This is a genomic window from Dyella sp. (assembly GCF_036746095.1).
Lineage (GTDB): Bacteria > Pseudomonadota > Gammaproteobacteria > Xanthomonadales > Rhodanobacteraceae > Dyella_B.
In genome coordinates, this window is sequence record NZ_DAIOEU010000065.1 from 1 (window position 1) to 24,746 (window position 24,746).

At 62.6% G+C, this 24,746-nt stretch carries 23 protein-coding genes and 1 riboswitch; of the genes, 17 read left to right on the forward strand and 6 right to left on the reverse strand.

The features are described 5' to 3' along the window. Both tdh and V7M64_RS19060 read right to left on the reverse strand, forming a co-directional pair. Window positions 1-904: L-threonine 3-dehydrogenase (gene tdh / locus V7M64_RS19055; RefSeq protein WP_333681378.1), on the reverse strand; the 904-nt coding region annotated here is incomplete at its 3' end. A 252-nt stretch (window positions 905-1,156) separates the two neighbouring features. After that, window positions 1,157-1,855: a hypothetical protein gene (locus V7M64_RS19060; protein ID WP_333681350.1), complete on the reverse strand. Its 699-nt coding sequence runs from the start codon at window positions 1,853-1,855 to the stop codon at window positions 1,157-1,159. 114 nt (window positions 1,856-1,969) lie between these two features. Here V7M64_RS19060 and miaA point away from each other — a divergent pair, with 114 nt between their 5' ends. From miaA to V7M64_RS19100, 8 genes are all read left to right on the forward strand, one after another. Then, entirely contained in the window at window positions 1,970-2,929 is a 960-nt protein-coding gene (gene miaA, locus V7M64_RS19065; protein WP_333681351.1) for a tRNA (adenosine(37)-N6)-dimethylallyltransferase MiaA, read from the forward strand. A gap of 155 nt (window positions 2,930-3,084) precedes the next feature. Beyond that, on the forward strand, window positions 3,085-3,366 hold the full coding sequence (gene hfq / locus V7M64_RS19070) for an RNA chaperone Hfq (RefSeq protein ID WP_188796912.1): 282 nt from the start codon (window positions 3,085-3,087) through the stop codon (window positions 3,364-3,366). 6 nt (window positions 3,367-3,372) lie between these two features. Further along, window positions 3,373-4,683 (forward strand): ribosome rescue GTPase HflX, encoded by a 1,311-nt coding sequence (gene hflX, locus V7M64_RS19075; protein WP_333681380.1) that lies wholly within the window; start codon window positions 3,373-3,375, stop codon window positions 4,681-4,683. 247 nt (window positions 4,684-4,930) lie between these two features. Further along, complete coding sequence (gene hflK / locus V7M64_RS19080; protein WP_333681354.1) at window positions 4,931-6,025, forward strand: FtsH protease activity modulator HflK; 1,095 nt, start codon at window positions 4,931-4,933, stop codon at window positions 6,023-6,025. Next, a complete protein-coding gene (hflC, locus tag V7M64_RS19085; protein ID WP_333681356.1) occupies window positions 6,022-6,897 on the forward strand; it encodes a protease modulator HflC in 876 nt (291 codons plus the stop codon). The genes hflK and hflC overlap by 4 nt, the downstream gene beginning before the upstream one ends. A gap of 9 nt (window positions 6,898-6,906) precedes the next feature. Then, window positions 6,907-7,092, forward strand: coding sequence for a DUF2065 domain-containing protein (locus tag V7M64_RS19090; protein WP_333681358.1), 186 nt, complete (start codon window positions 6,907-6,909; stop codon window positions 7,090-7,092). Window positions 7,093-7,179: 87 nt separating this feature from the next. Continuing rightward, complete coding sequence (locus V7M64_RS19095) at window positions 7,180-8,472, forward strand: adenylosuccinate synthase (RefSeq protein WP_333681360.1); 1,293 nt, start codon at window positions 7,180-7,182, stop codon at window positions 8,470-8,472. A 183-nt stretch (window positions 8,473-8,655) separates the two neighbouring features. Continuing rightward, window positions 8,656-9,192: a hypothetical protein gene (locus V7M64_RS19100; RefSeq protein WP_333681362.1), complete on the forward strand. Its 537-nt coding sequence runs from the start codon at window positions 8,656-8,658 to the stop codon at window positions 9,190-9,192. A gap of 60 nt (window positions 9,193-9,252) precedes the next feature. On the opposite strand, the gene V7M64_RS19105 is transcribed toward V7M64_RS19100, so the two are convergent. Further along, the gene (locus V7M64_RS19105) at window positions 9,253-10,074 is read right to left on the reverse strand and encodes an NAD(P)H-dependent oxidoreductase (RefSeq protein ID WP_333681382.1); all 822 of its coding nucleotides are present in this window, start codon (window positions 10,072-10,074) and stop codon (window positions 9,253-9,255) included. Window positions 10,075-10,162: 88 nt separating this feature from the next. Between V7M64_RS19105 and V7M64_RS19110 the strand changes: the two genes are divergently transcribed. Continuing rightward, entirely contained in the window at window positions 10,163-11,056 is an 894-nt protein-coding gene (locus V7M64_RS19110) for a LysR family transcriptional regulator (protein WP_333681364.1), read from the forward strand. Between the two features lie 31 nt (window positions 11,057-11,087). On the opposite strand, the gene V7M64_RS19115 is transcribed toward V7M64_RS19110, so the two are convergent. Then, the gene (locus V7M64_RS19115) at window positions 11,088-11,993 is read right to left on the reverse strand and encodes a LysR family transcriptional regulator (protein ID WP_333681366.1); all 906 of its coding nucleotides are present in this window, start codon (window positions 11,991-11,993) and stop codon (window positions 11,088-11,090) included. A gap of 117 nt (window positions 11,994-12,110) precedes the next feature. Between V7M64_RS19115 and V7M64_RS19120 the strand changes: the two genes are divergently transcribed. Beyond that, window positions 12,111-12,974, forward strand: coding sequence for an NmrA family NAD(P)-binding protein (locus tag V7M64_RS19120; RefSeq protein WP_333681367.1), 864 nt, complete (start codon window positions 12,111-12,113; stop codon window positions 12,972-12,974). A gap of 41 nt (window positions 12,975-13,015) precedes the next feature. Here the strand turns inward: V7M64_RS19120 and V7M64_RS19125 are convergent, their stop codons facing one another. Then, the gene (locus V7M64_RS19125; RefSeq protein WP_333681368.1) at window positions 13,016-13,954 is read right to left on the reverse strand and encodes a diguanylate cyclase; all 939 of its coding nucleotides are present in this window, start codon (window positions 13,952-13,954) and stop codon (window positions 13,016-13,018) included. Between the two features lie 285 nt (window positions 13,955-14,239). Between V7M64_RS19125 and V7M64_RS19130 the strand changes: the two genes are divergently transcribed. The 4 genes from V7M64_RS19130 (at window position 14,240) to V7M64_RS19145 (ending at window position 19,119) form a co-directional block, all read left to right on the forward strand. After that, window positions 14,240-15,736, forward strand: a complete 1,497-nt coding sequence (locus tag V7M64_RS19130; RefSeq protein ID WP_333681369.1) for a GGDEF domain-containing protein — start codon at window positions 14,240-14,242, stop codon at window positions 15,734-15,736. Window positions 15,737-15,943: 207 nt separating this feature from the next. After that, complete coding sequence (locus V7M64_RS19135) at window positions 15,944-16,342, forward strand: hypothetical protein (protein WP_333681370.1); 399 nt, start codon at window positions 15,944-15,946, stop codon at window positions 16,340-16,342. 223 nt (window positions 16,343-16,565) lie between these two features. After that, window positions 16,566-17,153 (forward strand): LemA family protein, encoded by a 588-nt coding sequence (locus tag V7M64_RS19140; protein ID WP_333681371.1) that lies wholly within the window; start codon window positions 16,566-16,568, stop codon window positions 17,151-17,153. Between the two features lie 103 nt (window positions 17,154-17,256). Further along, window positions 17,257-19,119: a M48 family metallopeptidase gene (locus tag V7M64_RS19145; RefSeq protein ID WP_333681383.1), complete on the forward strand. Its 1,863-nt coding sequence runs from the start codon at window positions 17,257-17,259 to the stop codon at window positions 19,117-19,119. A gap of 105 nt (window positions 19,120-19,224) precedes the next feature. On the opposite strand, the gene gcvP is transcribed toward V7M64_RS19145, so the two are convergent. Next, window positions 19,225-22,095, reverse strand: a complete 2,871-nt coding sequence (gene gcvP / locus V7M64_RS19150; protein WP_333681372.1) for an aminomethyl-transferring glycine dehydrogenase — start codon at window positions 22,093-22,095, stop codon at window positions 19,225-19,227. 39 nt (window positions 22,096-22,134) lie between these two features. Continuing rightward, window positions 22,135-22,244, reverse strand: a riboswitch (glycine riboswitch). Window positions 22,245-22,440: 196 nt separating this feature from the next. Here gcvP and V7M64_RS19155 point away from each other — a divergent pair. From V7M64_RS19155 to V7M64_RS19165, 3 genes are all read left to right on the forward strand, one after another. Continuing rightward, complete coding sequence (locus V7M64_RS19155) at window positions 22,441-22,860, forward strand: VOC family protein (protein WP_333681373.1); 420 nt, start codon at window positions 22,441-22,443, stop codon at window positions 22,858-22,860. A gap of 439 nt (window positions 22,861-23,299) precedes the next feature. Next, a complete protein-coding gene (locus V7M64_RS19160) occupies window positions 23,300-24,304 on the forward strand; it encodes a hypothetical protein (protein ID WP_333681375.1) in 1,005 nt (334 codons plus the stop codon). A gap of 81 nt (window positions 24,305-24,385) precedes the next feature. Further along, window positions 24,386-24,746: hypothetical protein (locus tag V7M64_RS19165; protein ID WP_333681376.1), on the forward strand; the 361-nt coding region annotated here is incomplete at its 3' end.

Consider the following 24,746-nt stretch of genomic DNA (forward strand, 5'->3'; position numbering starts at 1 on the left):
GCACCATCTGGGTCATCTTGTACCAGGTCTCGTACATGCGGCGGCCGTAGATGCCTTGCAGGGTAAGACCCTTGAAGATCACCCGGTCCCAGTCGATGCCGGCGCCCTTGGGCAGGATGCCGAGCAGCGCGACCTTGCCGCCGTGGTACATGCACTCCAGCATGTCGTTGAAGGCGCGCTGGTTGCCGCTCATTTCCAGGCCCACGTCGAAGCCTTCCATGTGCAGGTCTTTCATCACGTCCTTCAGCGACTGGTTCGACACGTTCACCACGCGCGTGGCGCCCATGTCGGCGGCGAGCTTCAGGCGGTAATCGTTGACGTCGGTCACCACCACGTTGCGTGCGCCCACGTGCTTGGCGATGCCGGCGGCGATGATGCCGATCGGGCCGGCGCCGGTGATCAGCACGTCTTCGCCCACCATGTCGAATTCCAGCGCGCAGTGCGCGGCGTTGCCGTAGGGATCGAAGAAAGCGGCCAGTTCCGACGGGATCTGATCCGGAATCGGCCACAGGTTGGAGGCCGGCATGCTCATGTATTCGGCAAACGCGCCATTGCGGTTCACGCCGATGCCGACGGTGTTCGGGCACAGGTGCTGGCGACCGGCGCGGCAGTTGCGGCAATGGCCGCACACGATATGGCCTTCGGCGGAAACACGGTCGCCGACTTTGTAACCGGTCACGCCCGGGCCGATATCAACGATGCGGCCGACGAATTCGTGGCCGATGGTAAGGCCGGGCCTGATGGTGCGCTGGGACCACTCGTCCCACTTGTAGATGTGCAGGTCGGTGCCGCAGATCGCGGTCTTTTCCAGTTTGATCAGCACCTCGTTCGGGCCGATCTCGGGCACCGGCACTTCTTCCATCCAGATGCCCTTTTCAGGCAGGCGCTTGACCAGGGCTTTCATCGTTTGCGGCATGGGGAACGACATCCAGGGGCGGGGAAGCACGCATTATAAAGTCGCACCTACAGCGGATGTCTGACGCGCTGCGGCATGACTAGGCCATTCGCCGGCTTGTCCGGCTGGTCGCCGATTTCCCTGGTCGAGCGCTTCTTCATTTCATGGCCGTGGGTTGCCGGGTGTTGCCAACACGGAATGTTTTTCATGCGTCGAGCCCCGTTGAAGGCAGCTTTCCGCGGCCATGCTGGGCAGGCCGGCTCAAAGGTCCAATCGATCGTAGCTGCGCTTGAAAACGATCGGTTCCTGCAAATCGTTCGTCCACCACGTTTCGCTAACGGTCAAATGATGGCCATCGCCCGATCGCACCCAGGTCTCCTTCAAACGCGTGCCATCGTCGAATGCCATGGACAACTCCATGCCGCCTGGCATGAGTTGCGTCCGCACGCGTGCATTGCTGTTGAGCGATTGATGTTCCATGCCATCGAAACGCGTATCGAGGCGATCGGTGTTGTTGTAGTCCACCCGCAGGCCCTGGCTGTTCTGCTGCACATTCAAGAACGAATCGTCGGCGAGCAACGGCGGCGTCGGATCCTTGGCGGGGGCACTCTTGCTGCTGCTCGGGGAAGCCTGGGAATCGTGATTGCCATGGCGGCCACCGCCCATATGCCTGCCACCCAGGCCATACCCGCCGCGTCCGCCAAAGCCACCGTTCGAAGCGGCGGCCGGCGCGCCGCTGGAAGTTGCCGAAGCGGGACGCGACGAAGGGGCCTGCTCGTGTTTTTTCTCCGCATGCAGCCGTTGCGTGATCACCGCGGCGCTGTCGCTTTGCTTGTCGTTGAGTTGCCAGATGCCGCTGAAGTCCGCGCCTTGGGTGGAGGTTTGCGCAGAAGCTTGCGCGATGGCGCACAAGCCTGCGGCGAGCAACAGGCACGATGGACGGGGCAGGGAAAGCGGCACGGGCGGGTCCTGGCGATGGAGACTCGCGGTTCAACGCGTCATCGCCGGCCGGGTGCACAACTTTGTAAACCTGGTGCAGGGCTGACTTCCAAGCCGAGCCGCTAGACTGTGCGGATGCCTGTCGATCGTCGCCCGCTCGCCATATTCCTGATGGGCCCGACCGCGTCGGGCAAGACCGCGCTTGCGTGCGCCTTGAGCGAGCGTTTTCCGCTTGGACTCATCAGCGTGGATTCCGCACTGGTGTATCGTGGCCTGGACATCGGCGCGGCCAAGCCGGATCCCGCGACGCTCTCGCGCTATCCGCACGCCTTGATCGATATCCGCGATCCAGCCGAGCCGTACTCGGCTGCCGACTTCAGCGTCGACGCTCAGGTGGCCATGCATCGCATCGCCGACGCGGGACGTGTTCCCCTGCTGGTCGGCGGCACCGGTTTGTACTTCCGCGCGCTGCAACGAGGCTTGTCCCACTTGCCGGACGCGGATGCCGGCGTACGCGCGCAGCTGGCGCAAGACGCTGCCGCCATCGGCTGGGACGGGATGCATCGCCGGTTGGCCGAATGCGATCCGCAAGCCGCCGCGCGCATCAAGCCGGGGGACGCACAACGCATCCAGCGCGCGTTGGAAGTGATCACGCTGACCGGCCAGCCACTCAGTGCGCAACAACAGGGTGGGCGTGGCCAGCCGTTTCCCTGGCGCGTATTGAAGCTGGCGCTGGTGCCGCAGGACCGCGCACCGCTGCACGCCCGCATCGCCCAGCGCTTCGAGGACATGCTGCGGCACGGCCTGCTGGACGAAGTGCGTGCCTTGCGCCGGCGCGGCGATCTCGCCCCGGACCTGCCGGCCTTGCGCGCCGTGGGTTACCGCCAGGCCTGGGAGCACCTGGATGGCCGCTACGATGCTGCCGAACTGCGCGACAGAGGTATTTTCGCGACCCGGCAGCTCGCCAAGCGGCAGATCACCTGGCTGCGCAGCGAACTCGATGCGCGCATGCTCGATCCGGAACGGGGCAATCTGGCGGCGCAGGCAAGGGATGCCGTGGGTTTGTTCCTGGGGCAAAGTGAGAGCTGCTTGTAAAAAAGATGACGTCATTTCGTTATGCCTTTGTCATCACTTACAAAACCCTTTCATACTCGATTTAAAAGCGGTTAACATTCCGGGGAACTCGGGCCGGGGCGCCAATTGGCGTCGCTTTTTTTCCGGCCCATCCGTGGATGAGGGGGAGAACAAAAATGTCAAAAGGGCAATCCTTGCAAGATCCATTTCTAAACGCATTGCGCCGTGAGCGCGTACCGGTCGCCATCTATCTGGTGAATGGCATCAAGCTGCAGGGCACGATCGAATCCTTCGATCAGTTCGTGGTGTTGCTGCGCAACCAGGTCAGCCAGATGGTCTACAAACACGCCATCTCCACCGTGGTGCCGAGCCGCAACGTGCGCGTGGGCAACGGCCACGAAGGTCACGAAGGCCACGAAGCCCATCTCGAGCACGCGTCGGTCGAAAGCGAAGGTTGATTCACTCTGTTCGATAGGCAGAAGAAAGGCGAACGGGCTGTATTGGTCCTCCCGCATTCGCGGGGGGAAGGCGATGCGGCGGAGCGCGCGGAGGAGTTCGTCGAACTCGTGAAGTCGGCTGGCGCCGAAGTGCTGGCCAGCGTTCCCGCGCGCGTGGAGACCCCCAATCCCCGCTACTACATCGGCACCGGCAAGGCCGACGAAGTGGCCGAGGCCGTGCGCGCGCTGGAGGCGGACGTGGTGCTGGTCGACCATCTGCTGTCGCCCGTGCAGGAGCGCAACCTGGAAAAGCTGCTCAACGTGCGCGTGGTCGATCGCGCCGGCCTCATCCTGGACATTTTCGCCCAGCGCGCCCGTTCCCACGAAGGCAAGCTGGAAGTGGAACTGGCCCAGCTCAAGCACCTGGCCACCCGCCTGGTACGCGGCTGGACCCACCTGGAGCGCCAGCGCGGCGGTGCCATTGGCCTGCGCGGTCCGGGCGAAACGCAGCTGGAAACCGACCGCCGCCTGCTCGGCGAGCGCGTGAAGATGCTCACCAAGCGCCTGGAGAAGGTGCAGACCCAGCGCAGCCAGCAGCGTCGTGCGCGCTTGCGCAATACGGTGCCGCGCGTGGCCCTGGTCGGCTACACCAATGCCGGCAAATCCACGCTCTTCAATGTGCTCACGCAGGGCGATGTCTACGCCGCCAACCAGCTGTTCGCCACGCTCGATCCCACCGTACGCAAGCTCGAGGACTTGAGCTGCGGCCCAGCGGTGCTGGCCGATACCGTGGGCTTCATCCGTGAATTGCCGCACGACCTGGTCGCCGCCTTCCGCGGCACGCTGGCCGAAGCGCGCGATGCGGACCTGCTTTTGCACGTCAGCGACGCGGCGGATGAAGAACGCGAGCGCCTGCATCAGGTGGTCGACCAGGTGCTGGAAGAAATCGGCGCAGGCGACGTGCCGCAGTTGCACGTGATGAACAAGATCGACCTCACCGGCGGCGAACCTCGCATCGTGCGCAACGCGGAAGGCGTGCCGCAGCAGGTATGGCTGTCCGCGGCGACTGGTGTGGGGCTGGATGTGTTGCGCGAAGCGCTGGGCGAATGCCTGGGTGGCGAGCGCGTGCAGTCCGAATTGCGCTTGCCGCTTTCGGCCGGCCGCCTGCATGCACGCTTGCGTGCGGTGGGCGCGATTGCGGAAGAAGCGGTGGACGAAGAAGGCTGGCGCCTGCGCATCGATGCGCCGCGCAGCGTGCTGGCACCGCTGGCGGGCGGGCAAGGACAGGAGGTGGAGTTGCTGCGCGGATTGCTGGGCAATCCCGACGCCACGCCATAGGCCGGAATGAAATTCCAGCCTCGCCGTGCCGGCCTGTGCCGGGATTTCATCCCAGCCGGCAAAGCTACAATGCCTCCTCGATGCTGAAGAGCGGGCTTACCGTCGTCCGTCTCTGCTAGAATGCGACCGTTTGTGCGCCACCCCAACGGGTGCTTGCACGCCCACCATCCGTCACCATGTCCCATTCTGACCCCAGCGTTTTCCGGCCATTGCTGCCGGCCTCCCAGCGGCCTCAAGGAGACTGACCATGGCCTGGAACGAACCCGGCAACGGGCAGCGCGATCCATGGAACAAGAACAAGCGCGGTGCCGGCGGTAACAAGCCTGGCGTCGAGGCGGCGCTCAAGGATCTGTTCAAGCGTATCGGGCGGATGGGTGGCCCGGGCGGCATTCTCACCATCGTCGTCGCCATCCTGCTGGCCTGGCTGCTGCTCACCAGCTACGCCGTGATCGGCACGGGACAGGTGGGCGTGGTGCAGCGGTTTGGCGCCTACGTACGCACCCTCGGTCCCGGCTTCCATCTGAAGCTGCCGGCGCCGATCGAAGGTGTACAGCCGGTGGCGACCTCGCGCGTACGTGCCATGTCCGACCAGATCCGCATGCTTACCCGCGACCAGGACATCGTCACGGTCGATTTCAACGTGCAGTACCAGGTGACGAATCCGCAGAAATACCTGTTCAGTGCGCGCGATCCGGACGGCACGCTGAACGAGGCCGCGCAAGCCGCCGTGCGTGCGGTGATCGGGGCGCAATCCATGGATGACATCCTCACCGGCCAGGGCGACGCCAATGCGCCGGCGCCGCACCTGGGCACCTTGCAGCACCAGGTGCGCGATCAACTGCAGCACACCCTCGATGCGTATGACTGCGGCCTGCAAGTGACCGACGTGAGCCTGCAGGCCATCACGCCGCCGCAGGAAGTCAAGGACGCGTTCGACGACGTGATTGCCGCGCGCCAGGATCGCCAGGGCCTTATTGACCAGGCCAAGGCCAACACCAGCCAGGATGTTCCCGCCGCCAAGGGCGATGCCAAGCGCCTGGCCGCCGAGGCAGATGCCTATAAGGCCGAGCGCGTCGCGCGCGCGCAAGGCGACGCCGAGCGCTTCAACCTGATTCTCAAGGAATACCGCGCGGCACCTGACGTCACCCGCCGCCGCCTGTGGCTGGAAACCATGGAAGACATCCTGCACGCCAGCAACAAGGTCATCGACGGCTCCGATGGACGCAGCGTCATCAATATCGAAGGCGCTCGCGGCGAAACGCCGCCCACCGCCAGCCTGCCGGGCGTCGGCACGGTGGCGCCGCCCCTCAACGACGATGCGGACAAGGGGAAGCAGCCATGAAGACCACTGCCGCGATCATCGTCGTTCTGCTCCTTCTGCTGGGATTCAACAGCTTCTATACCGTGGGCGAAGGCCAGCAGGTGATGGTGCTGCAATTCGGCAAGATCCTCCGCACCGACCGCCAGCCCGGCCTGCACGCCAAGGTGCCGCTGCTGCAGCAGACGCTGACGCTGGACGACCGCATCCTGTCCTACGACGGTGCGCCGCAGCGCTACGCCACGTCCGACAAGCAAAGCATCAATGTCAGCTACTACGTGAAGTGGCGCATCGCCAATGCGGCTGACTACTACCGCGCCAGCGGTGGCGATGAACTGCAGGCCGGCCAGCGCCTGAGCCCGATCATCAGCAACGCCCTGCGCAGCATCGTCAATGCTCATTCCATGGACCAGCTGATCGCCGGGGGACGGGGCGACATCGCCGCGAGCACGCTGCAGCAGGCCAACGAGCAGACGCAGAAGACGCTGGGCGTCTCGGTGGTGGACGTGCGCATCACCGGCATCGAATTTCCCGATGACGTCAAGGCAGCGGTTTACAAGCGCATGCAGACCGAGCGCCAGCAGCAGGCCGCCGCCATCCGCGCGGAAGGCAAGCAAGAGGCCGAAGCGATCAAGGCACAGACCCAGGCGCAAGCGCAGGTGATCCGCGCCAACGCCGAAAGCGATGCGGACAAGGTGAAAGGCGAGGGCGATGCGCAAGCCGCGCAGATCTACGCGCAGGCGTATGCGCAGGACCCGGATTTCTTTGCTTTCTACCGCAGCCTGCAGGCCTACAAGAAATCTTTTGGCGACGGCAGGGGCACCATCATCCTCAGGCCGGATTCGGAGTTCCTGCGTTATTTCGGCAACCCGGCCGCTGCGCCGACGCGTCGCTGAGCCAAGGCCATGCCACGCGATTTCTACGCGGCGCTGTGCCTGGTGCTGGTGATCGAAGGCCTGGTGCTGTTCGCCGCGCCGCATGGCTGGCAGTCGGTGATGCGCGAAGCGTCGAAGATGGAGCCGCGCGTCTTGCGCGTCTGCGGCGCGATTGCCATCGGCATCGGCCTGCTGACGTTGCGGCTGATGCATTGAACAGGTTTCACCACGCGGTCATCACCGTGGCTTAGGTTTTCCATTTACCCGTTCCGCCGATCGGAACGCTTTAGAGCGAGAAGCATCATGGGCAAGTCAGTCGTAATTCTTGGCGCACAGTGGGGCGACGAAGGCAAAGGCAAGATCGTCGACCTGTTGACTGAGCGCGTCGGCGCGGTGGCACGTTTCCAGGGTGGCCACAACGCCGGCCACACCCTGGTCATCAAGGGCAAGAAGACCGTGTTGCACCTGATTCCTTCCGGTATCCTGCGCGACGACGCGCTGTGCCTGATCGGCAACGGCGTGGTGCTGTCGCCCGCCGCGCTCAAGCAGGAAATCGAAGAGCTGGAAGCGCAGGGCGTGAACGTGCGTCCGCGCCTGAAGATCAGCCCGGCCACGCCGCTGATCATGCCCTACCACATCGCCGTCGATAAGGCGCGCGAAGTCGCCGCTGGCGGCAAGGCCATCGGCACCACCGGCCGCGGCATCGGCCCGGCTTATGAAGACAAGGTCGCGCGCCGCAGCGTGCGTGTGGCCGACCTGATGTATCCGCACGAACTGCCCGATCTGATCAAGTGCGCGGTCGAATACCACAACTTCATCCTCACCCAGTGGCTGAAGGCCGAGCCGGTGGACTACCAGAAAGTGCTGGATGACGCGATCGCCTATGGCGAGTTCATCCGCCCGATGGTCGACGACGTCGCCACCATCCTGCACGACGTGCGCAAGGAAGGCGGCAACATCCTGTACGAAGGTGCGCAAGGCGCCTTGCTCGATATCGACCACGGCACCTATCCCTACGTCACCAGCAGCAACACCACGGTGGGCGGCGCGCTCGCCGGTACCGGCGTGGGCGCGGGCGATATCGACTACGTGCTCGGCATCTGCAAGGCCTACGCCACGCGCGTCGGCGGCGGTCCGTTCCCGACCGAACTGCACGACGACATGGGCGAGCGCCTGCGCAAGGTCGGCAACGAATTCGGCGCCAGCACCGGCCGTCCGCGCCGCTGCGGCTGGATCGACCTGGTGGCACTCAAGCGCGCGGTGCAGATCAACGGCATCAACGGCCTGGCCATCACCAAGCTCGACGTGCTCGACGGCCTGGAAACCATCAAGGTGTGCATCGCCTACGAATACCGCGGCAAGCGCCGCGAGCTCGCCCCGCTCGATGCCGACGGCTGGGCCGAATGCAAGCCGGTCTACCTGGAATTCCCCGGCTGGAGCGAATCCACCGCCGGCATCCGCGACTGGAACAAGCTGCCGCCGGCGGCGCGTGCTTATCTGCGTGCAGTCGAAGAGTTGTCTGGTTGCCGCCTGGCCATCGTAGCGACAGGTGCGGATCGTGACGACACGATCGTGTTGGATGATCCGTTTGCGTAAGCACAGGGTGTTTGCGAAGATTCAACAAAAGGGCTCCTTTCGGGGCCTTTTTGCTGTGTATGGAAAAGCGTCACACCTGTGTTCGATCAAGGTGACGGCATTCTTCGTGCCAGCAGCAAGGAAGGTTTTTGCGACACGGAGAGATGACGATGACACCAAAGCATTTTGTAGCCGGGCTTACGGTTGTTTGCCTTATGGCTGGTATGGGGCAGCATTCAATCCTTTGCCATTGCAACGGCCATCGAACGATTCAACCCGTCCCCGGGCGGTAACTCACTATGGATAGCCGTCATAGTGGTGGTCGTGTTCCTGGCGACTGCCGCCCTGGTATGGATGTTCAGTGCTTCGTTAGCCACGGCAGCGCTATCAGGCATCCCTCAGCCACAAAACGCCACGCTCTCGTTGGGCCACATCATCGTGGCCGGCTGCGTGTTGATGGGGTTGTGGTGGTTGAAGGCTTCGGCGATTCCGCTGGTCGACTTATGGCTAAGGGCGATATCCATGTCGCGTTGGAACAACGCTTCGGCGTTCGACGTGCTAGGCGACGTGGGTAAGATCAATGCGGCGCTCTACCTTGTGCAGATAGCATGCGGATTGTTTTTCGTGCTTAGGCCGTTTGTGATTGCTAGATGGGTTATTCGCAGCATCCCCGATTCCGCGCCAGCGGTGCGTGTCGGGCAAAGCGGAGAAGGCGCAAGAGAAAGGGGTGGCCCCCTCTGACGCTTCAGTGACTAAGTGGAGACGGCAACCCCCGCCGGTTGTTTCGTATTGCAGGCATTCTCATCCCAGCCTGCGCTGCTTCGTCAGGATGCCTTGCTGGCTCCCGTCTTCGACGTGTATGCCGAATCCCGATTGCTCTGGTGCTATATCGTCACGCAAGGTCAGCGAGGGTATCTCGTAATCACCGGCATTCTGCCTGCGGAACGGTATCGGTGCGGTCTTTTCGAGACTATCCAGGCGCTCACCTAACTCCTGGCAAATCTTTGCCAATCTCACGTCATCCATCCGGCCGGTTCGATAGATCACGTAAGGCGGCAACACGTCAAAGCCCGGGTAATACAGCACGCCGTGCTGGATGGGAAACAGAATGTCGTTGATCGGGCCATTGATGCCGCGCGGGCTGTAATGCGAATCCCAGCCGCCGGTGGTAACGATCAGCATCGCACGCTTGCCGGCCAGCGTGCCTTCGCCGTAGCGGTCGCCCCAATGCGTGTCGGAGTGCTCGCCGACGCCGTATGCAAAACCGTAGGCATACACGCGCTCGATCCAGCCTTTCATGATCGCCGGCATCGAAAACCACCACAGCGGAAATTGCAGGATCACGGTATCGGCCCAGCGCAGCTTTTCCTGCTCGTGTGCGATGTCTTCGCGCTGCCGCCCGTTTTGATAGGCATGCCTGGAGTCGCGTGACGGCTCGAAGCGATCGCCAAGCTTGCCGTCGAGACTGTCGTCTTCAGCCAACACCGCTTTCCATTGCATGGCATACAGGTCGGAAACCTGCACGGTGTGCCCGGCGGCTTCCAGGCGCTTTACGGCGAAATCCTTCAAGGCACCGTTCAGCGATTTGGGCTCCGGGTGCGCGTAGACGAGCAATACATTCATGGCGGGACCTTTCATGCTTTGGAATGCCCGCAGCATAGGAACGAATCAGGTATATTGGAAATTAATTTCAAATATTCCTGGTATTGCCATGAGTAATCTCAGGCGCTTGGATCTCAACCTGCTGCTCAGCCTCGACGCGCTGCTTGCCGAGCGCAACGTTACCCGTGCGGCGGAGCGGTTGAGCTTCTCGCAGCCCGCGGTGAGCATTCAGCTTGCCAAACTGCGGGATTTCTTCGGCGATCCGTTGTTGCTGCCGGGTCCCCGCGGCATGCGCCCGACCGCACGTGCAGAAGCCTTGCGCGAGCCGCTGCGCCAAGCCTTGGAGGCGCTCAACGGCGCCATCGCGCCAGTCAAACCCTTCGATCCGGCCGAAGCCACTCATACCTGGCGTATTGCCGCCACCGACTACGGCGAATCCACCATCGTGCTGCCTGCCTTGCACGGCCTGCGCGCCGCGGCACCGGCGACGCGGCTGGCTGTGGTGGAAATGATGCCGGCGCGCATCGCCAGGCAGGCGGAGCAGGGCGAGATTGATCTGGCTTTTCACACCACCGCAGGCTCACCGCTCGGCTTGCGCCGCCGTACGCTGTTCAAGGAGCGATACGTGCTGGTGGGGCGTGCCGGTCATCCGCGTTTGCAGCGGCGGCCCACGCCGAAGCAGTTCTGCCAGCTCGAGCATGTCATCGTCTCGCCGGACGGTGGCGGGTTCCTGGGCGTTACCGATGAAGCGCTGGCGAGAGCGGGCATGGCGCGCAAAGTCGTGCTTTCCGTCCCGCATTTCCTGTTCGTGCGCGAGGCGGTGGCCCATACCGATCTCGTGGCGATGTTGCCGGCACGCCTGGTTCGTGACCATCGCCAGCTGAAAGTGGTGGATGCACCCGTCGACGTACCTGGCTACGAAATGTCCATGCTTTGGCACGAACGCGTGCATCGTGATCCGGCGCATCAATGGCTGCGGGAATTCATCGCGGCATCGGTATGACGCGGACGAAGTCATCTTGCGTCATGGGCGTTCAATGCTGAAGCGCCGCGACGAAGTCCAGGAAAGCGCGCGTCTTGGCCGGCACGTACTGCCGTGAGGGATACAGCGCATACAGCGGAAACCGTTCATCCGGCCAATCGGGAAAGAGGTCGACCAATTTGCCGCTGGCCAGCCATGGCTCCACGCCAAACGCCATGACTTGCGCGATGCCATAGCCCGCAGCGCAAACGCTGTGCATGGTTCCCACATCGTTGACGGTAAGGGGGCCATGCGTGGCGACAGGGATTTTTTTGCGACCGCGATGAAACTCCCACTCGAACGGGCGACCCGTTTCAGGATCGCGATACTGGATGCAGATGTGTCCATGGCTGGCAAGATCGGTAGGCATGCCAGGACGGCCGTGGCGCTTGAGGTACGCGGGCGAGGCGACGGTGAGGATGCGGGTTTCCAGTAGCTTGCGCGCGATCAGGCTCGATGGCTGCGGTTCGCCAAAACGGACGGCCAGGTCGAAGCCTTCGGCCACCATGTCGCCCAGTTTGTCGCGCGTGACCAGTTCCAATTCCAGTTCCGGATGCTTTTGCAGGAAGGCGCCCAGCTTGGGGGCGAGCGTGATGCGTGAAAAGAAAGGATCCATGTTGACGCGCAAGCGCCCGCGCACGACGCTGCGTCCTTGTCTTGCGGAGCTGGCGGCTTCTTCCAGCCCACTGAGCAGCGGCATGACTTGCGCGTAAAGGCGCCGGCCTTCGTCGGTCAGACTGACTGAGCGCGTGGTGCGATCGAACAAGCGTACGCCGAGCCGAGCTTCCAGCCGTGCGATGGCGCGGCTGACACCGGACTGCGACATGTCCAGTGTTTCGCCGGCGCCGGCGAAACTGCCGGTGTCGACGACCGCGCACAGTACGCTCATGCCATTCAACAGGCGTTCGTCAAAGGCCACGCTGATGCCTTTCTGTCATGAATATCATGACATTCATGTTATCGCGAAATGATGGCCCGGGGCGGAGAATGCCGTCCATCGCGATGGCAGGTTGCCTGCTGGGATGGAGAATTGAAAATGTTTGCTGTCATGGGTGTAACGGGGCAGGTAGGCAGTCAGGTGGCGCGAAACCTGCTGGACGCGGGCCAACAAGTGCGCGTGCTGGTACGTGATGCCGCAAAAGCCGCCGAATGGGTGGCGGCAGGATGCGAGGTGGCGCAGGCGTCCGTGCAGGATGCGGCCAGCCTCGCCAAAGCCTTCGCGGGTGTGGACGGTGTTTTCGTGATGATTCCACCCGATTACGATCCTGCGCCTGGTTTTCCGGAGATAAGCAAGATTATCGATGCCCTGACGATAGCGGCCGAAACGGCTGCGCCAGGAAAGCTGGTATTCCTGTCCACGGTAGGCGCGCACGTCGAGCAATTCTCGCTGCTCAACAATTCCCGGATGGTCGAAGCGGCTTTGCGCCAGCTGGATATGCCGGTGGGTTTTCTGCGCGCTGCCTGGTTCATGGAAAACGCCAAATGGGACCTTGCCTCGGCCAGGAGCGGCGTCATTCCCAGTTTCCTGCAGCCGTTGGCGCATCCCATCCCCATGGTGGCCACGGCCGATATCGGCCGCCTTGCAGCGCAGATGTTGATGGATCACTGGCACGGTGTGCACGTGGTCGAACTGGAAGGGCCGCGCCGCTACAGCGCTAACGACATTGCTGACGGCTATGCCGCCGCGCTGGGACATGCCGTGCGCGCGGACATGGTGGCGCGCGATAGTTGGGAGCAACTGTTTCGCCGCCAGGGCATGCAGCATCCGGAACCACGTATGCGGATGCTCGATGGTTTCAACGAGGGGTGGATCGATTTCGAGCATGAGGCCTCGCAGCGATGTTTCGGTAGCGTGTCGCTGGAGCAGGTGTTGCGATCATTGACCAACCGCACGCCGTAGCGGCGTATGCGGTGAGCGGGTCACAGCAACGAGCCCGGCCGTCAGCCGTTGACGATGGTGTTTCGCCCTCGCTGTTTCGCTTCATACAGGCGCCGGTCGATCGATTTGATGAATGCATGCGTTTCATCGCTGCATTCGGGACTCATGGTGCCGAGCCCGATGCTGACGGTGACGTACTTGCCGATCGCCGAGCCTTCGTGCGGAATATGTTCGCCGGCAATCAAGTCACGGCAGCGCGAGGCGATCTTGTAGGCCTCGCTTTCATGGGTATCGGGAAGCACGGCGACGAACTCCTCGCCGCCGAAGCGCGCGACGAAATCACGTGGGCGATCAGCCGCCAGGGTGATCAGTCTGGCTACCCGCTTCAGGCATTGGTCGCCGTCCAGATGCCCGTAACGGTCGTTGTATTGCTTGAAGAAATCGATATCCAGCAACAGCAGCGACAATGGCTGTTTATGGCGGCAGGCGTTGTTCCACTCCGCTTCCATCACCATATCGAAGCGGCGGCGGTTGGCAACACCCGTGAGGCCGTCCTTGAACGATAGTTCTTCCAGTTCGCGGCGCAGCGCCGCGAGCTGCTCTTCGGTGCGCTTGCGTTCGCTGATGTCGAACATGAAGCCGACCAGCGAATCGACCGCGCCGTCGTCACGGCGCACTACGTGCACTACGTCGCGAATCCATACGTAGTCGCCGTTCTTTTTCAAGGCGCGATAATCGGCCTCATGATCCACGCCGGCTTTGGATTGCGCCACACAGAAGTTCACGGCCCATTCGCGATCTTCCATATGAATGCGATCCGCCCAGTCCTGAACCGACACCCAGCTGTCAGGCGCCCAGCCCAGCAGGTCCTCGATCTGCGGCCCGATATACGCAAACCGCATGGTTTCCCAATCGATTTTCCAGGGAATCGCCCGCGTCGATTCCAGCAGCGTTTTGTAGGTGTCGTTATCGAGTTCCAGCTTGTTTTCAATCGAGCTCATCGCGGCCGCTCCCAGCGTGGGCATCAGGAAAACAAGCATGAAGCAACGGTTGTGCCGCCAATATTTCCGTTTGGAACAAGGCTGAAGTGCAAGGCCCGTAACTTGCTTGCTGTATCCACGGCATTGGCGGGTGTTGCGCGGGGTGGTCGGTGGGTGGGCTCAATTCGCCGATGACCTGCTCGCGTTCGGGTTGCCCGGTGGCGGACCGTGCGCCTGCGCACGTGACGCATTTTGTCCATGGGTGCCGTATCACCGCGCTTGCCATAGCTTTCAGGGGGAAATGATTTGTTTGCTGTCTGGCTAGTCGTCCTGCTGCTGATCGCCCACCTAGGCCTGGCGAAATGGAGTGGCCACGCCGAAGCCGTGCTGCCCCAGCTGGCCATGATCGCGGTCATGGCGGCGGCGGTATGGGCGGCTTTCATGCGCTATCGGCGCAGCCCGGCGCTGCTCCGTTTGCCGTGGCTGCTGATGGGGCTGGCGCTGCAGATGCAGGTGCTATGGGCAGGCACCAATGTGCTGGCCATGACAGTGGGCGACCAAAGCGGTTATCTGGCTGCGCTCGCGACGGTTCTTTCCAGCCTGTATGTGATCCCTTGCATGTTCATGGTCACCCGTTCGTTTGCGCCGGATGAAGCGCGCACGGTGGCCGTGCTGGATCTGGTGTTGTCCTGCATGGTGGCGGCGCTGCTGTATCTGTTTTTTACCAAACTGCTCAGTGGACCGTTGGCCTCGGACCCCGCCAGTATTTACGTGGTGCTCTATCTGGCCGATGCGATCGACTTTTCACTGGCCGGCATGGCGATACTGCGCCTGCTCGGCGCGCGCAGTTTTCGCTGGCGCTATTTCTATTACGCGGCGAGTGCGCATCTGCTGGTCAATGCCGCGGTTGCAGCGATCTACAACCGTCTCGAAATGCATGGTCTGCCATGGTGGGCCGGCTCGCTGATCGACATTCCCCATGCGCTGGTGGTGCTGGTGGCGGTGCGGCAGCCGCCGCGCTGGTTGCGTGCGTACCATCCCTCGCTGGCGGTCTCGCAAACCATCTCCTCGTTCGCGCCGATCATCCTGACGATGGTGGTGGTGATGCTCAGCATCAGCACCTCGCGCGTCAGCCTGGTCCCCAGCTTGCTGGCGGGGAGTGCCGCGGTCCTGTTCTACGGCTTGCGCATGGCGTTCATTCAAAGCCGCAGCCTGGACCGGCAGCGAGCCGTGGACCTGAGCACGTGGCGGCTGGAACAGCAGGTGGGACGCGATCCGCTTACCGGCATCGCCAATCGCGCCATGCTCGATACGCGCTTGCGCGAAGCGCTGGAAGAGGGGCGAAGCAGCGGAAGTTACTGCTCGGTGTTGATGATCGATATCGATTTCTTCAAACAATACAACGACAGTCTCGGCCATATTGCCGGCGATGCCTGCCTGGTACAGGTGGCTTGCGCGCTGAGCAGCAGCCGGGTGCGTGCCCATGACGTGGTGGCGCGCTATGGCGGCGAAGAGTTCGCCGTGGTGCTGGTGGATACCACGATGGATGTTGCGCAAGACGTCGCGCAGCGCTTGATACAGGCGATCGAGCGATTGCAGATCGTTCATCCGAATTGCCCGTCGGGATATGTCACGGTGAGCATTGGTATTTCGAGCCAGGTAGCGCAAACGCCGATGGATCCTGTGGTCATGCTGGACCAAGCCGATCGCGCGCTCTATCGCGCCAAGAGCAAAGGGCGCAATCGCTACGAGTCGGCCCCGGCGGCATCTACCGGGCTGGGCCGCGTGCCCGTGCAGGGCTAGCTTTTCCAATCATGTGTCCACCAAAGGAAGCATGCGTTTGGGCACATGGCGGGCAGGCGTGGTGACGAAGCACGCAGGCAACCGCATCCGTCGTGCCTCCGGTTTGTTTCACATGGGATGACGCGCGCACCCATAAACCCTATTTCTACGTACTGCTGACTTGCGCAAGTGCATCCTGTGCGTCTCGTTCGACGGAGCAGAGGCGTCATGGTTGAGCATCGTTCATCCGATCAACGCAGCGGTAGTCCTCGCGGAAAAACGGCATATCGCCAGAGTGCCGACGGAACGCAGTCCAGCGTCGCCGCCCAGGCGATGAAGAAGGCCGGCGGCGCCGGTGGCATCAGTGGTACCGGACAGGCGCTCCCGCATCACGGTTTCGGCGATGAAGACAACGAGCGGGAAGCGATCGGCAATCCGGCAGGTGAGGAAGCGGCGCTGTCCATGCCTGAAAACGGTGACACGTATCAGGCAGGTGGTACCCATCTCAATCGGCTTCGCCAGCAAGAAACGCGCAAGCAGCGTTTGTCCGGCAGCACGGTGGCAAGCGGAGCGCGTGGCGGTCTCGATCCGCCGCCCGGCGCACCGGTAAAAAAACGGATGATCTAGGGAAGCTCCGGTCTATTCCGCGTACCCGCATACAGTGTGGTCCGGACAGGTTGAAAGGCCCGCAGGCCGTGCCGCGCAGCTGGCCAAGACGGCCATTTTCCTGCGCCGCGCAAACGGAATAGATCAGGGCCTCCTTGGCGTTTTTGGCGCCACATTTCCCCTGGCAACCCTATGCTATGCTCGTTTTCACGACGCGGTGCGGCGTCGCTAAGGGGGAATGGCCATGGGTCTGCTGGTCTTTTTGGCGCTGATCGTGCTGGTTGTCGGCTATGTGGTGTCGCTCTACAACGGGCTGGTCACCGCGCGGAACAGTTATAAAAATGCGTTTGCGCAGATCGACGTGCAGCTGACGCGCCGGCACGACCTGATCCCCAACCTGGTCGAAACCGCCAAGGCTTATCTCGCGCACGAACGCGGCACGCTGGAGGCCGTTATCCAGGCGCGCAACATGGCCGTCAAAGGCTTGGCCGATGCAAAGGAAAAGCCAGGCGATCCCGCTGCGATGGCGCAGCTTGCCGCCAGCGAGACCGGTTTGAATCAAAGTCTCGGCCGGCTGTTTGCCGTCAGCGAGGCGTATCCGGACTTGAAGGCCAACGAAACCATGGCGCAGCTTTCCGAGGAACTGACTTCCACGGAGAATCGCGTGGCCTTTGCCAGGCAGGCTTATAACGACTCGGTAATGACGTACAACAACCGTTGCGAAATGTTTCCGAGTTCCTTCATCGCCAGCAGCTTCAGCTTCACGCAAGCTCACCCGCTCAATATCGAAGACGCGGCGGTGCGTGAAGCACCTAAAGTTTCCTTCGCTTGATCGATCGATGTCGTCGGTAGGCATACAGCGTTCCTGACCTGGGGGCGGGATGGACTTTTTTGCGGAACAGGCGCGCGTACGGGAAAGCACCCGCGTGCTGGTCATGCTTTTCGTCGCGGCCGTACTCGCCATCGTGTTTGCCGTGGACATGCTGGTGGCGGTGGTGGTGGGACCTTGGGTGAAGATCCCGCATGCTTCGCTGCTGGCCATCAGCACACTCGCCGTGCTTGGCCTGATCGCCGGCTGCGCGGCATATCGCATCAGCAGTCTTTCCGCCGGTGGCAAGGCGGTGGCGGAGGATGTGGGCGGAGAGCCGGTGCCGCCGGACACGCAGGATCCGGCGCTGCGCCAATTGCGTAACGTCATTGAGGAAGTGGCGATTGCTTCGGGCACGCCCGTGCCCGATATCTATTTGATGCCGGACGAGCCCGGCATCAATGCATTCGCGGCCGGCTACTCGCCTTCCGATGCCGCCATCTGCGTGACACGAGGATGCCTGGACAAGCTGACGCGTGATGAACTGCAAGGCGTCATCGCCCACGAGTTCAGCCATGTATTGAACGGCGATATGCGACTTAATATTCGCTTGATGGGATTGCTGTTCGGCATCATGGCGCTGTCGATCATCGGCCGGCAGATGACCTGGTCGCGAGGCAATACCGGTATCTGGGACAGCGAGGACGACCGCAACCGGTTGTCGGCGTGGTTCCTGATCGGCATTGCGCTGATGCTCATCGGTTCGATCGGGCATTTCTTCGGCCGCTTGATCCAGGCGGGCGTGGCGCGATCGCGCGAAACGCTTGCCGATGCATGCGCCGTGCAATTCACGCGGCAAACCGGTGGCATTGCCGGTGCGTTGAAGAAAATTGCCGCGTCGGCGGAAGGTTCGCGTTTGCAAATCGCCAATCGCCATGAAATCGCGCACATGATGCTTGGCGATGTGGATCATTTCAGCGCATGGTTTGCCACGCATCCGCCTTTGATGGAACGCATTCGCCTGTTGGAGCCTTATTTCCGCGAGCAGCAATTGGTAGAGCTCAAGGCAAAAGTCCAGGCGGCTTCGGCCGCTCATGACGGTGCGATGCAGCCCCCCCGTGAATTGCCGCCACTGGAGTGGCCCGGTGGCCCGGTGATAGGCGCGGTGGTGGCGGCCACGCAGGTGGCTGCGGCGCCGGCGGCCACTGCCGTGGTGGAATCCGTCCCGCACGCCACGGTTTCGACGCGAGACACGTTCACCCGCTTGAGAGAGGCGGTCAGGCAGCCCGAATCCGCGATCGCTGTCGTGCTGGCGCTCGTCATGTCCAGGCACCAGGAGCTTCGCGCAAGACAGGCCAGGCTGGTCGCGAATGCTTTCGGCGACGATGTGCAATCGACGGCGAGCGAGTTCGCCGTCGAAATGGAAGCGCTGCCGCCCACTTCGCACATGCCGCTGCTGTCGCTGGCTTTTCCTGCGCTCAAGCAACTGCCGCAGGGGCGCCAGCAGACCTTGCTGGAGACGCTCGATGGCGTGGTCGGCATCGACCCGCTGGTAGGCCTGGATGATTACTGCCTGGTGCGATTGCTGCGCATGCATTTGCTGGAAGCATGCAAGCCGCGCAGCGCACCGGTCGACGGACAGAAAAAGCTACCGGCCTGTCGCGACAGCGTGGCACTCGTTTGCGCCGTCGTGGCCACTTATGGTGCCAACGACGAGGCCGCCGCGCGTCGTGCATGGTTGTTGGCGATGAACCAGGCTTTTCCCGGTGCGGCCGCCCTATGGCAGGCCTTGCCGCTGGATTGGCAGGCGCCTTTCGATAGCGCGCTGGATGACCTGGATCGGCTGATGCCTGCGGCCAAGGAAATCGTCGTCCAGAGTTTGCTGAGCGCGATTCGTGCGGATGGCGTGGTGACCCCGGCGGAATCGGAGTTGTTGCGCGTGATCTGCGCAAGCGTGCATTGTCCCGTGCCGGCGCACGCTGTCCCGTAGGCCGGATGGATCGTCGCAAGCATTCAAACAAGCGTCATTCGATGCGAATCCGCCCTACAGGAAACCCCGCATGAAGCGGGGTTTCCTGTGTGATGCCAAAGCGGCTTACACCTCCGCCTCTTCCTTATACGCGTCTACCGGAATGCAAGCGCACATCACGTTCTTGTCGCCGTAGACGTTGTCCACGCGCGCCACCGGCGACCAGTACTTCTGCAGCTTCAGGCTCGGCAGCGGGAACGCAGCCAGTTCGCGCGGATAGGCGTGCGTCCACTCCGTGCCGGTCACCATGGTGGCGGTATGCGGCGCATTTTTCAGCGGGTTGTCTTCGCGGTCCAGGCGGCCGTCTTCGATCGCGCGGATTTCGTCGCGTATCTGGATCATCGCGTCGATGAAGCGATCCAGCTCGTGCATCGATTCGCTTTCGGTCGGTTCCACCATCAGCGTGCCGGGCACGGGGAAGCTCAGCGTCGGTGCGTGGAAGCCGAAATCGATCAGGCGTTTGGCCACGTCTTCGGCGCTGATGCCGGTGCTGTCCTTGAGCGGACGCAGGTCGAGGATGCATTCGTGCGCGACCAGGCCGTTGCGGCCCGTGTAGAGCGTTTCGTAATGCGAGGCCAGGCGCCTGGCGATGTAGTTGGCGTTGAGCAGCGCCACCTGCGTGGCCTTGCGCAGACCCTGCTGGCCCATCAGCGCGATGTACATCCACGAGATCGGCAGGATGCTGGCGCTGCCGAAGCTGGCTGCGCTGACCATGCCCACCTTGCCTTCGCCGCCGAGCGTGCGCGGCAGGAACGGCGCGAGATGCGATTTCACCGCACACGGGCCCACGCCCGGGCCGCCACCGCCGTGCGGAATGCAGAAGGTCTTGTGCAGGTTGAGGTGCGAAACGTCCGAGCCCCACTTGCCGGGCTTGGCCAGGCCGACCAGCGCGTTCATGTTGGCGCCGTCGGTATACACCTGGCCGCCATGCTGGTGCACGATCTCGCAGATACGTACTACGTCTTCCTCGAACACGCCGTGCGTGGAGGGGTAGGTGATCATCAGCGCGGCGAGGCGGTCGGAATACTTCTCCGCCTTGGCGCGGATGTCTTCGACGTCCACGTTGCCGTTGCTGTCGCACTTGGTGACTACCACCGTCATGCCGCACATCTGCGCGGAAGCGGGGTTGGTGCCGTGCGCGGATTCCGGAATCAGGCAGATGTCGCGCTTATCGTCGCCGCGCGAGCGGTGGTAGGCGCGAATGGCGAGCAAACCGGCGTATTCGCCTTGCGCGCCGGAGTTCGGCTGCAGGCTTACCGCATCGTAGCCGGTGCATTCCACCAGCATGGCTTCCAGTTCGTCGACCAGCTGCTTGTAGCCTTGCGTCTGGTCGGCGGGAGCGAGCGGATGGATGCTGGAGAATTCCGGCCAGGTCACCGGAATCATTTCGGCGGTGGCGTTGAGCTTCATGGTGCAGCTGCCCAACGGAATCATGGTGCGATCCAGCGCCAGGTCCTTGTCGGCCAGCGAGCGCATGTAGCGCAGCAGTTCGTGTTCGCTGTGGTGCGTGTTGAACACCGGATGCTGCAGGAAGGCTTCCTTGCGCAGCAGTGCTTTTGGAAGTTCGTCCGGCGTGCTGGCGTTTGCTTCGTCGATGTCGACGATCTCGGCACTGAACAACTTGGCCAGCGCCATGACGTCGGCGCGCGTGGTGGTTTCATCAAGGCTGATGCCTACGCTCTGGCCATGGATCTGGCGCAGATTCAATCCGGCACTGGCAGCCTTGGCGTGGATCGCATCGGCATCCACGTTGGTGATGTGCAGCGTGTCGAAGAAGTCGGTGCCGACCGTCAAACCGGCGCGACGCAGTGCTGCGGCAAGAATGGCGGCAAAGCGATGCGTGCGGTAGGCAATGCGCTTGAGGCCATCCGGGCCGTGATACACCGCGTACATGCTGGCCATCACCGCCAGCAGCACCTGTGCGGTACAGATGTTGGATGTCGCCTTCTCGCGGCGAATGTGCTGCTCGCGTGTCTGCAGGGTGAGGCGATAGGCCGGCTTGCCTTCCACGTCCACCGATACGCCGATCAGGCGGCCCGGCATGGAGCGCTTGTACGCATCGCGGCAAGCTAGATAAGCAGCGTGCGGGCCGCCGAAACCGAACGGCACGCCAAAGCGCTGGCTGTTGCCGATCACAATGTCCGCGCCCCACGAACCGGGCGAGGCGATCAAGGTCAGCGCGAGCAAATCCGTAGCGACGGCAACGATGCCGCCGCGTGCATGGACCGCTTCGGCCACCGCGCGATAGTCGCCGATCTGGCCATAGGTGTTCGGGTACTGCAGCAACACGCCGAAGCTGTCCACCTTGGACGCGTCCGCCGGTTCACCCACGTGCAGTTCGATGCCCACGCCGTCAGCGCGCGTATGCAGCACTTCCAGCGTTTGCGGATGCACGTCGCTGGCGACGAAGAACACGTTGCTCCTGGATTTCGCCGAGCGCTTGGCCAGGGTCATCGCTTCGCCGGCGGCGGTGGCTTCGTCCAGCAGCGAGGCATTGGAGATGTCCATGCCGGTGAGGTCGGCCACCATGGTCTGGAAGTTGATCAGCGCTTCCATGCGGCCTTGCGAGATCTCGGCCTGGTACGGCGTATATGCCGTGTACCACGCGGGGTTTTCCAGAATATTGCGCAGGATGACGTTCGGCGTGAGCGTGCCGTAGTAACCCTGGCCGATGAAGTTCTTGAACACCTTGTTCTTGCGCGCGATGGCACGGATCTTCGCCAGCGCTTCTTCTTCCGTGATGCTTGCCGGCAGCGCCAGCGGTGCTTGCGATTTGATCTGGTCCGGCACGATGGCGTCGGTCATCGCTTCCAGCGAGTCGTAGCCGATCGCGCTGAGCATCTGTGCGATTTCGGCATCGTTGGGACCGATGTGGCGCTCGATGAACGCGTCGTGGTGTTCGAGGTCGCGCAGGGAAGGGGAGTTGTTCTGGCTCATGGGCAAGGGCGTCCGAAGAAAACGTGCAGGCCGCACGCGGGGCGCCCCTCTGTCCTTTTGCCTGAGAGTTTGGAAGAGCAGGTTCGCTAAACCCTGTGCTTCGTGCCCCTTCGGCGCCGGATTGAACCGGTCTCTCCAGAGTCTTGGGTAGATGGCGGTATGGGGCCTGAGCGATTACGGGCGTTGCGCCTTCGGCAGCGGGTGCTTGCCCGCTTCTCCCACCATGTACGTCAAGGCGCGCATTATACCTCGCGCCGGCCTTGTCGCATGCAATAAGGGCGTCGTCATTCCGGCCACCGGAATGACGACGAGACAGGGCATTTCGCAATGAGCGGAGCTAACTGGATGAACAAACCGCCGTTCCGCCTCGAACAGCTCGACCACGTCGTCCTGCGCGCCTATGACGTGCCGGCCATGCAGGCCTTCTATTGCGACGTGCTCGGCTGCAGCGTGGAGCGCCGCCAGGAGGAAATTGGCCTGACGCAGCTGCGTGCGGGCCAGTCGTTGATCGACCTGGTCAGCATCGACGGCAAGCTGGGCCGCCACGGCGGCAAAGGGCCGGGCACGGAGGGGCACAACCTGGATCACCTATGCCTGAGCGTGGCCGATTACGACGAAGCCGCCATCCTGGCGCACCTGCAGGCGCACGGCGTGCGGGTGGGCGAGATCGGTAGCCGTTATGGCGCCAAGGGCGAAGGCCCTTCCATTTATCTGTTTGATCCGCAAGGCAACATGGTTGAGCTGAAAGGGCCACCCTCGGCGTAGGCAATGGATGCACCCGGGCAAAGCATACGTATGCTTGAAAAATGCATGGGCCATAGGTCATGAATTTAACGTTTGTGACGCAGTTCTCGTTATAATGCGCGCTTCCCAGGGCGTGTATGCCTGCCTGCCGTCCCCAACGGTGCAGCGCATGGACGAGTGCAATCCCGCGAAGCAATTCCCCCACTGGCATTCGCGGATTCACGGTGGCTTTCGATGCGTACGGATCCCGCATGAACGCAGAGCGTTCATGCGAATGATTCGGCCCTAACACATCGGGCTATTCCTGGCGCACGGAGTTTGAGGCATCGGCCGGCTTTCCCCGCCCGGCTGATCCGTTCACCGCGAAGGTATTCGCAAGGCTGTCCACAGCGTATGGGAGCGTGTGCTTCCATGCGCGTGGCCGCGTGCGGCCGTAGGTGGGCAGGCACGGGATTCTTCAATGCGCCGAGCAGCGGCATGGGTGGCCGTGCGCTCGCAGTTCGAGGATGTCGGTGTGTGTGAATCGGATTTTTCGACGCGTTCTTCAGATGGCAACAAAGTGACTACTGCTCACGTTTCCGATCGCGAAGTCGGCCGTTTGCTCAGCGATTTGCCCTCCGCGCACGGTGCCCGCGCCGTGCAGGACGGTCGTGCGTGGAAGCGCCGTCTGTTCGATCCGGCCAAGCGCGCACGGCGTGCCATGCGCGTGGTGCGGCACATCCGCTTTGTGTATTTCGCGCACGTCGATGACGACAGTCTGTATGGCGATTATCACCACGAGCTGGTCACCGCCGAGGTGCTGATGGATCGCCTGCTGGCCGCGCGCGCCGCCGGCATGCGCGCCGTGCATCCGCAGTTGCATGGCGAAGTGGAAGAACGCGTGTTCAGCCGTCCGCAGCGCGGCAGTTTCATGCAGGTCACACCCGAATACATCCGCTGGTATGGCCGCGACGGCTTGCGCCGCGGCGAGCCGATGGTACGCGAGGAACTGGCCATCGAACTGATGGGCGAGTACGGCTATAGCTATAGCGATGCGCTGGACATCGCCACCAACAACTCCGGCGCGCTGGCGCGCGTGGACCAGGCGTGGCTGACGGCGCGCGCAAAAACGCCGATTTATTGCCGGCCCTTGCACGCCACGGAATTCCACCGGCTCGCGTGCGCCATCGAGGGCGCGTACCACGTGCCACAGAACGATGCGAACGTGGCGAACGCCAATAGCGATATTGCACGCCGCGCCGCATCCGTACTCGGCACCATCATGGACGAATTTGTGGAACCGCCGTTCCAGACGCCGGTGCTGGCCGATGCGTTTGCGGAATTTCATCGCGCGCACCTGCTGCGTGTGGCCCATGCGCGCCTGGCCGGCTTGCAGCCGATGCCGGTGACCGGCGTGCTGGGCTGGTTTTCCGCCAAGCGTGCGCGGATTTATGCCGAAGTGCAGGCGCGTTTGGCGGCGCGCTAGCAAGTGCAACTTACGTCCAAGATCTTTTCATGGCCGGAAGCTCCCTCTTCGTCGTTCCAGCGAAAGCTGGAATCCAGTTAAGTGCGTCGTGCGAAGCACGCAACACCCTTATGTCATGTGCTGCGCACGCCATTTTCGACTGGATTCCGGCCTTCGCTCACTGCTGTCCGGGGAAATTTTCGCCGTTTTTGCGGGAAAGCTAAAACGACGTCATTCCAGCGAAAGCTCACTGCTGTCCGGCATGCGTTTTGCGAAATCCATGGCGACATGATGGATCACAAGCACTTCGCGTCGCCTGTCGATGCCGTGACTCGAAAAGCGCCAGAAGCTCTATGGCCGTCATTCCCGCGAAAGCGGGAATCCATTTTAAGGATGCATCAGAGCAAAATGGATTCCCGCTTTCGCGCACTGCTGTCCGGGGAAAATAATTCGGCCCTGGCGG

What these genes read in the sequence shown, in the direction of transcription:
- miaA (WP_333681351.1), top strand. Translation starts at nt 1,970, where the DNA reads ATGCCTGTCGATCGTCGCCCGCTCGCCATATTCCTGATGGGCCCGACC.
- hfq (WP_188796912.1), top strand. Translation starts at nt 3,085, where the DNA reads ATGTCAAAAGGGCAATCCTTGCAAGATCCATTTCTAAACGCATTGCGC.
- hflK (WP_333681354.1), top strand. Translation starts at nt 4,931, where the DNA reads ATGGCCTGGAACGAACCCGGCAACGGGCAGCGCGATCCATGGAACAAG.
- hflC (WP_333681356.1), top strand. Translation starts at nt 6,022, where the DNA reads ATGAAGACCACTGCCGCGATCATCGTCGTTCTGCTCCTTCTGCTGGGA.
- V7M64_RS19090 (WP_333681358.1), top strand. Translation starts at nt 6,907, where the DNA reads ATGCCACGCGATTTCTACGCGGCGCTGTGCCTGGTGCTGGTGATCGAA.
- V7M64_RS19095 (WP_333681360.1), top strand. Translation starts at nt 7,180, where the DNA reads ATGGGCAAGTCAGTCGTAATTCTTGGCGCACAGTGGGGCGACGAAGGC.
- V7M64_RS19105 (WP_333681382.1), bottom strand. Translation starts at nt 10,074, where the DNA reads ATGAATGTATTGCTCGTCTACGCGCACCCGGAGCCCAAATCGCTGAAC.
- V7M64_RS19110 (WP_333681364.1), top strand. Translation starts at nt 10,163, where the DNA reads ATGAGTAATCTCAGGCGCTTGGATCTCAACCTGCTGCTCAGCCTCGAC.
- V7M64_RS19120 (WP_333681367.1), top strand. Translation starts at nt 12,111, where the DNA reads ATGTTTGCTGTCATGGGTGTAACGGGGCAGGTAGGCAGTCAGGTGGCG.
- V7M64_RS19125 (WP_333681368.1), bottom strand. Translation starts at nt 13,954, where the DNA reads ATGAGCTCGATTGAAAACAAGCTGGAACTCGATAACGACACCTACAAA.
- V7M64_RS19135 (WP_333681370.1), top strand. Translation starts at nt 15,944, where the DNA reads ATGGTTGAGCATCGTTCATCCGATCAACGCAGCGGTAGTCCTCGCGGA.
- V7M64_RS19140 (WP_333681371.1), top strand. Translation starts at nt 16,566, where the DNA reads ATGGGTCTGCTGGTCTTTTTGGCGCTGATCGTGCTGGTTGTCGGCTAT.
- V7M64_RS19145 (WP_333681383.1), top strand. Translation starts at nt 17,257, where the DNA reads ATGCTTTTCGTCGCGGCCGTACTCGCCATCGTGTTTGCCGTGGACATG.
- gcvP (WP_333681372.1), bottom strand. Translation starts at nt 22,095, where the DNA reads ATGAGCCAGAACAACTCCCCTTCCCTGCGCGACCTCGAACACCACGAC.
- V7M64_RS19155 (WP_333681373.1), top strand. Translation starts at nt 22,441, where the DNA reads ATGAACAAACCGCCGTTCCGCCTCGAACAGCTCGACCACGTCGTCCTG.
- V7M64_RS19160 (WP_333681375.1), top strand. Translation starts at nt 23,300, where the DNA reads ATGCGCCGAGCAGCGGCATGGGTGGCCGTGCGCTCGCAGTTCGAGGAT.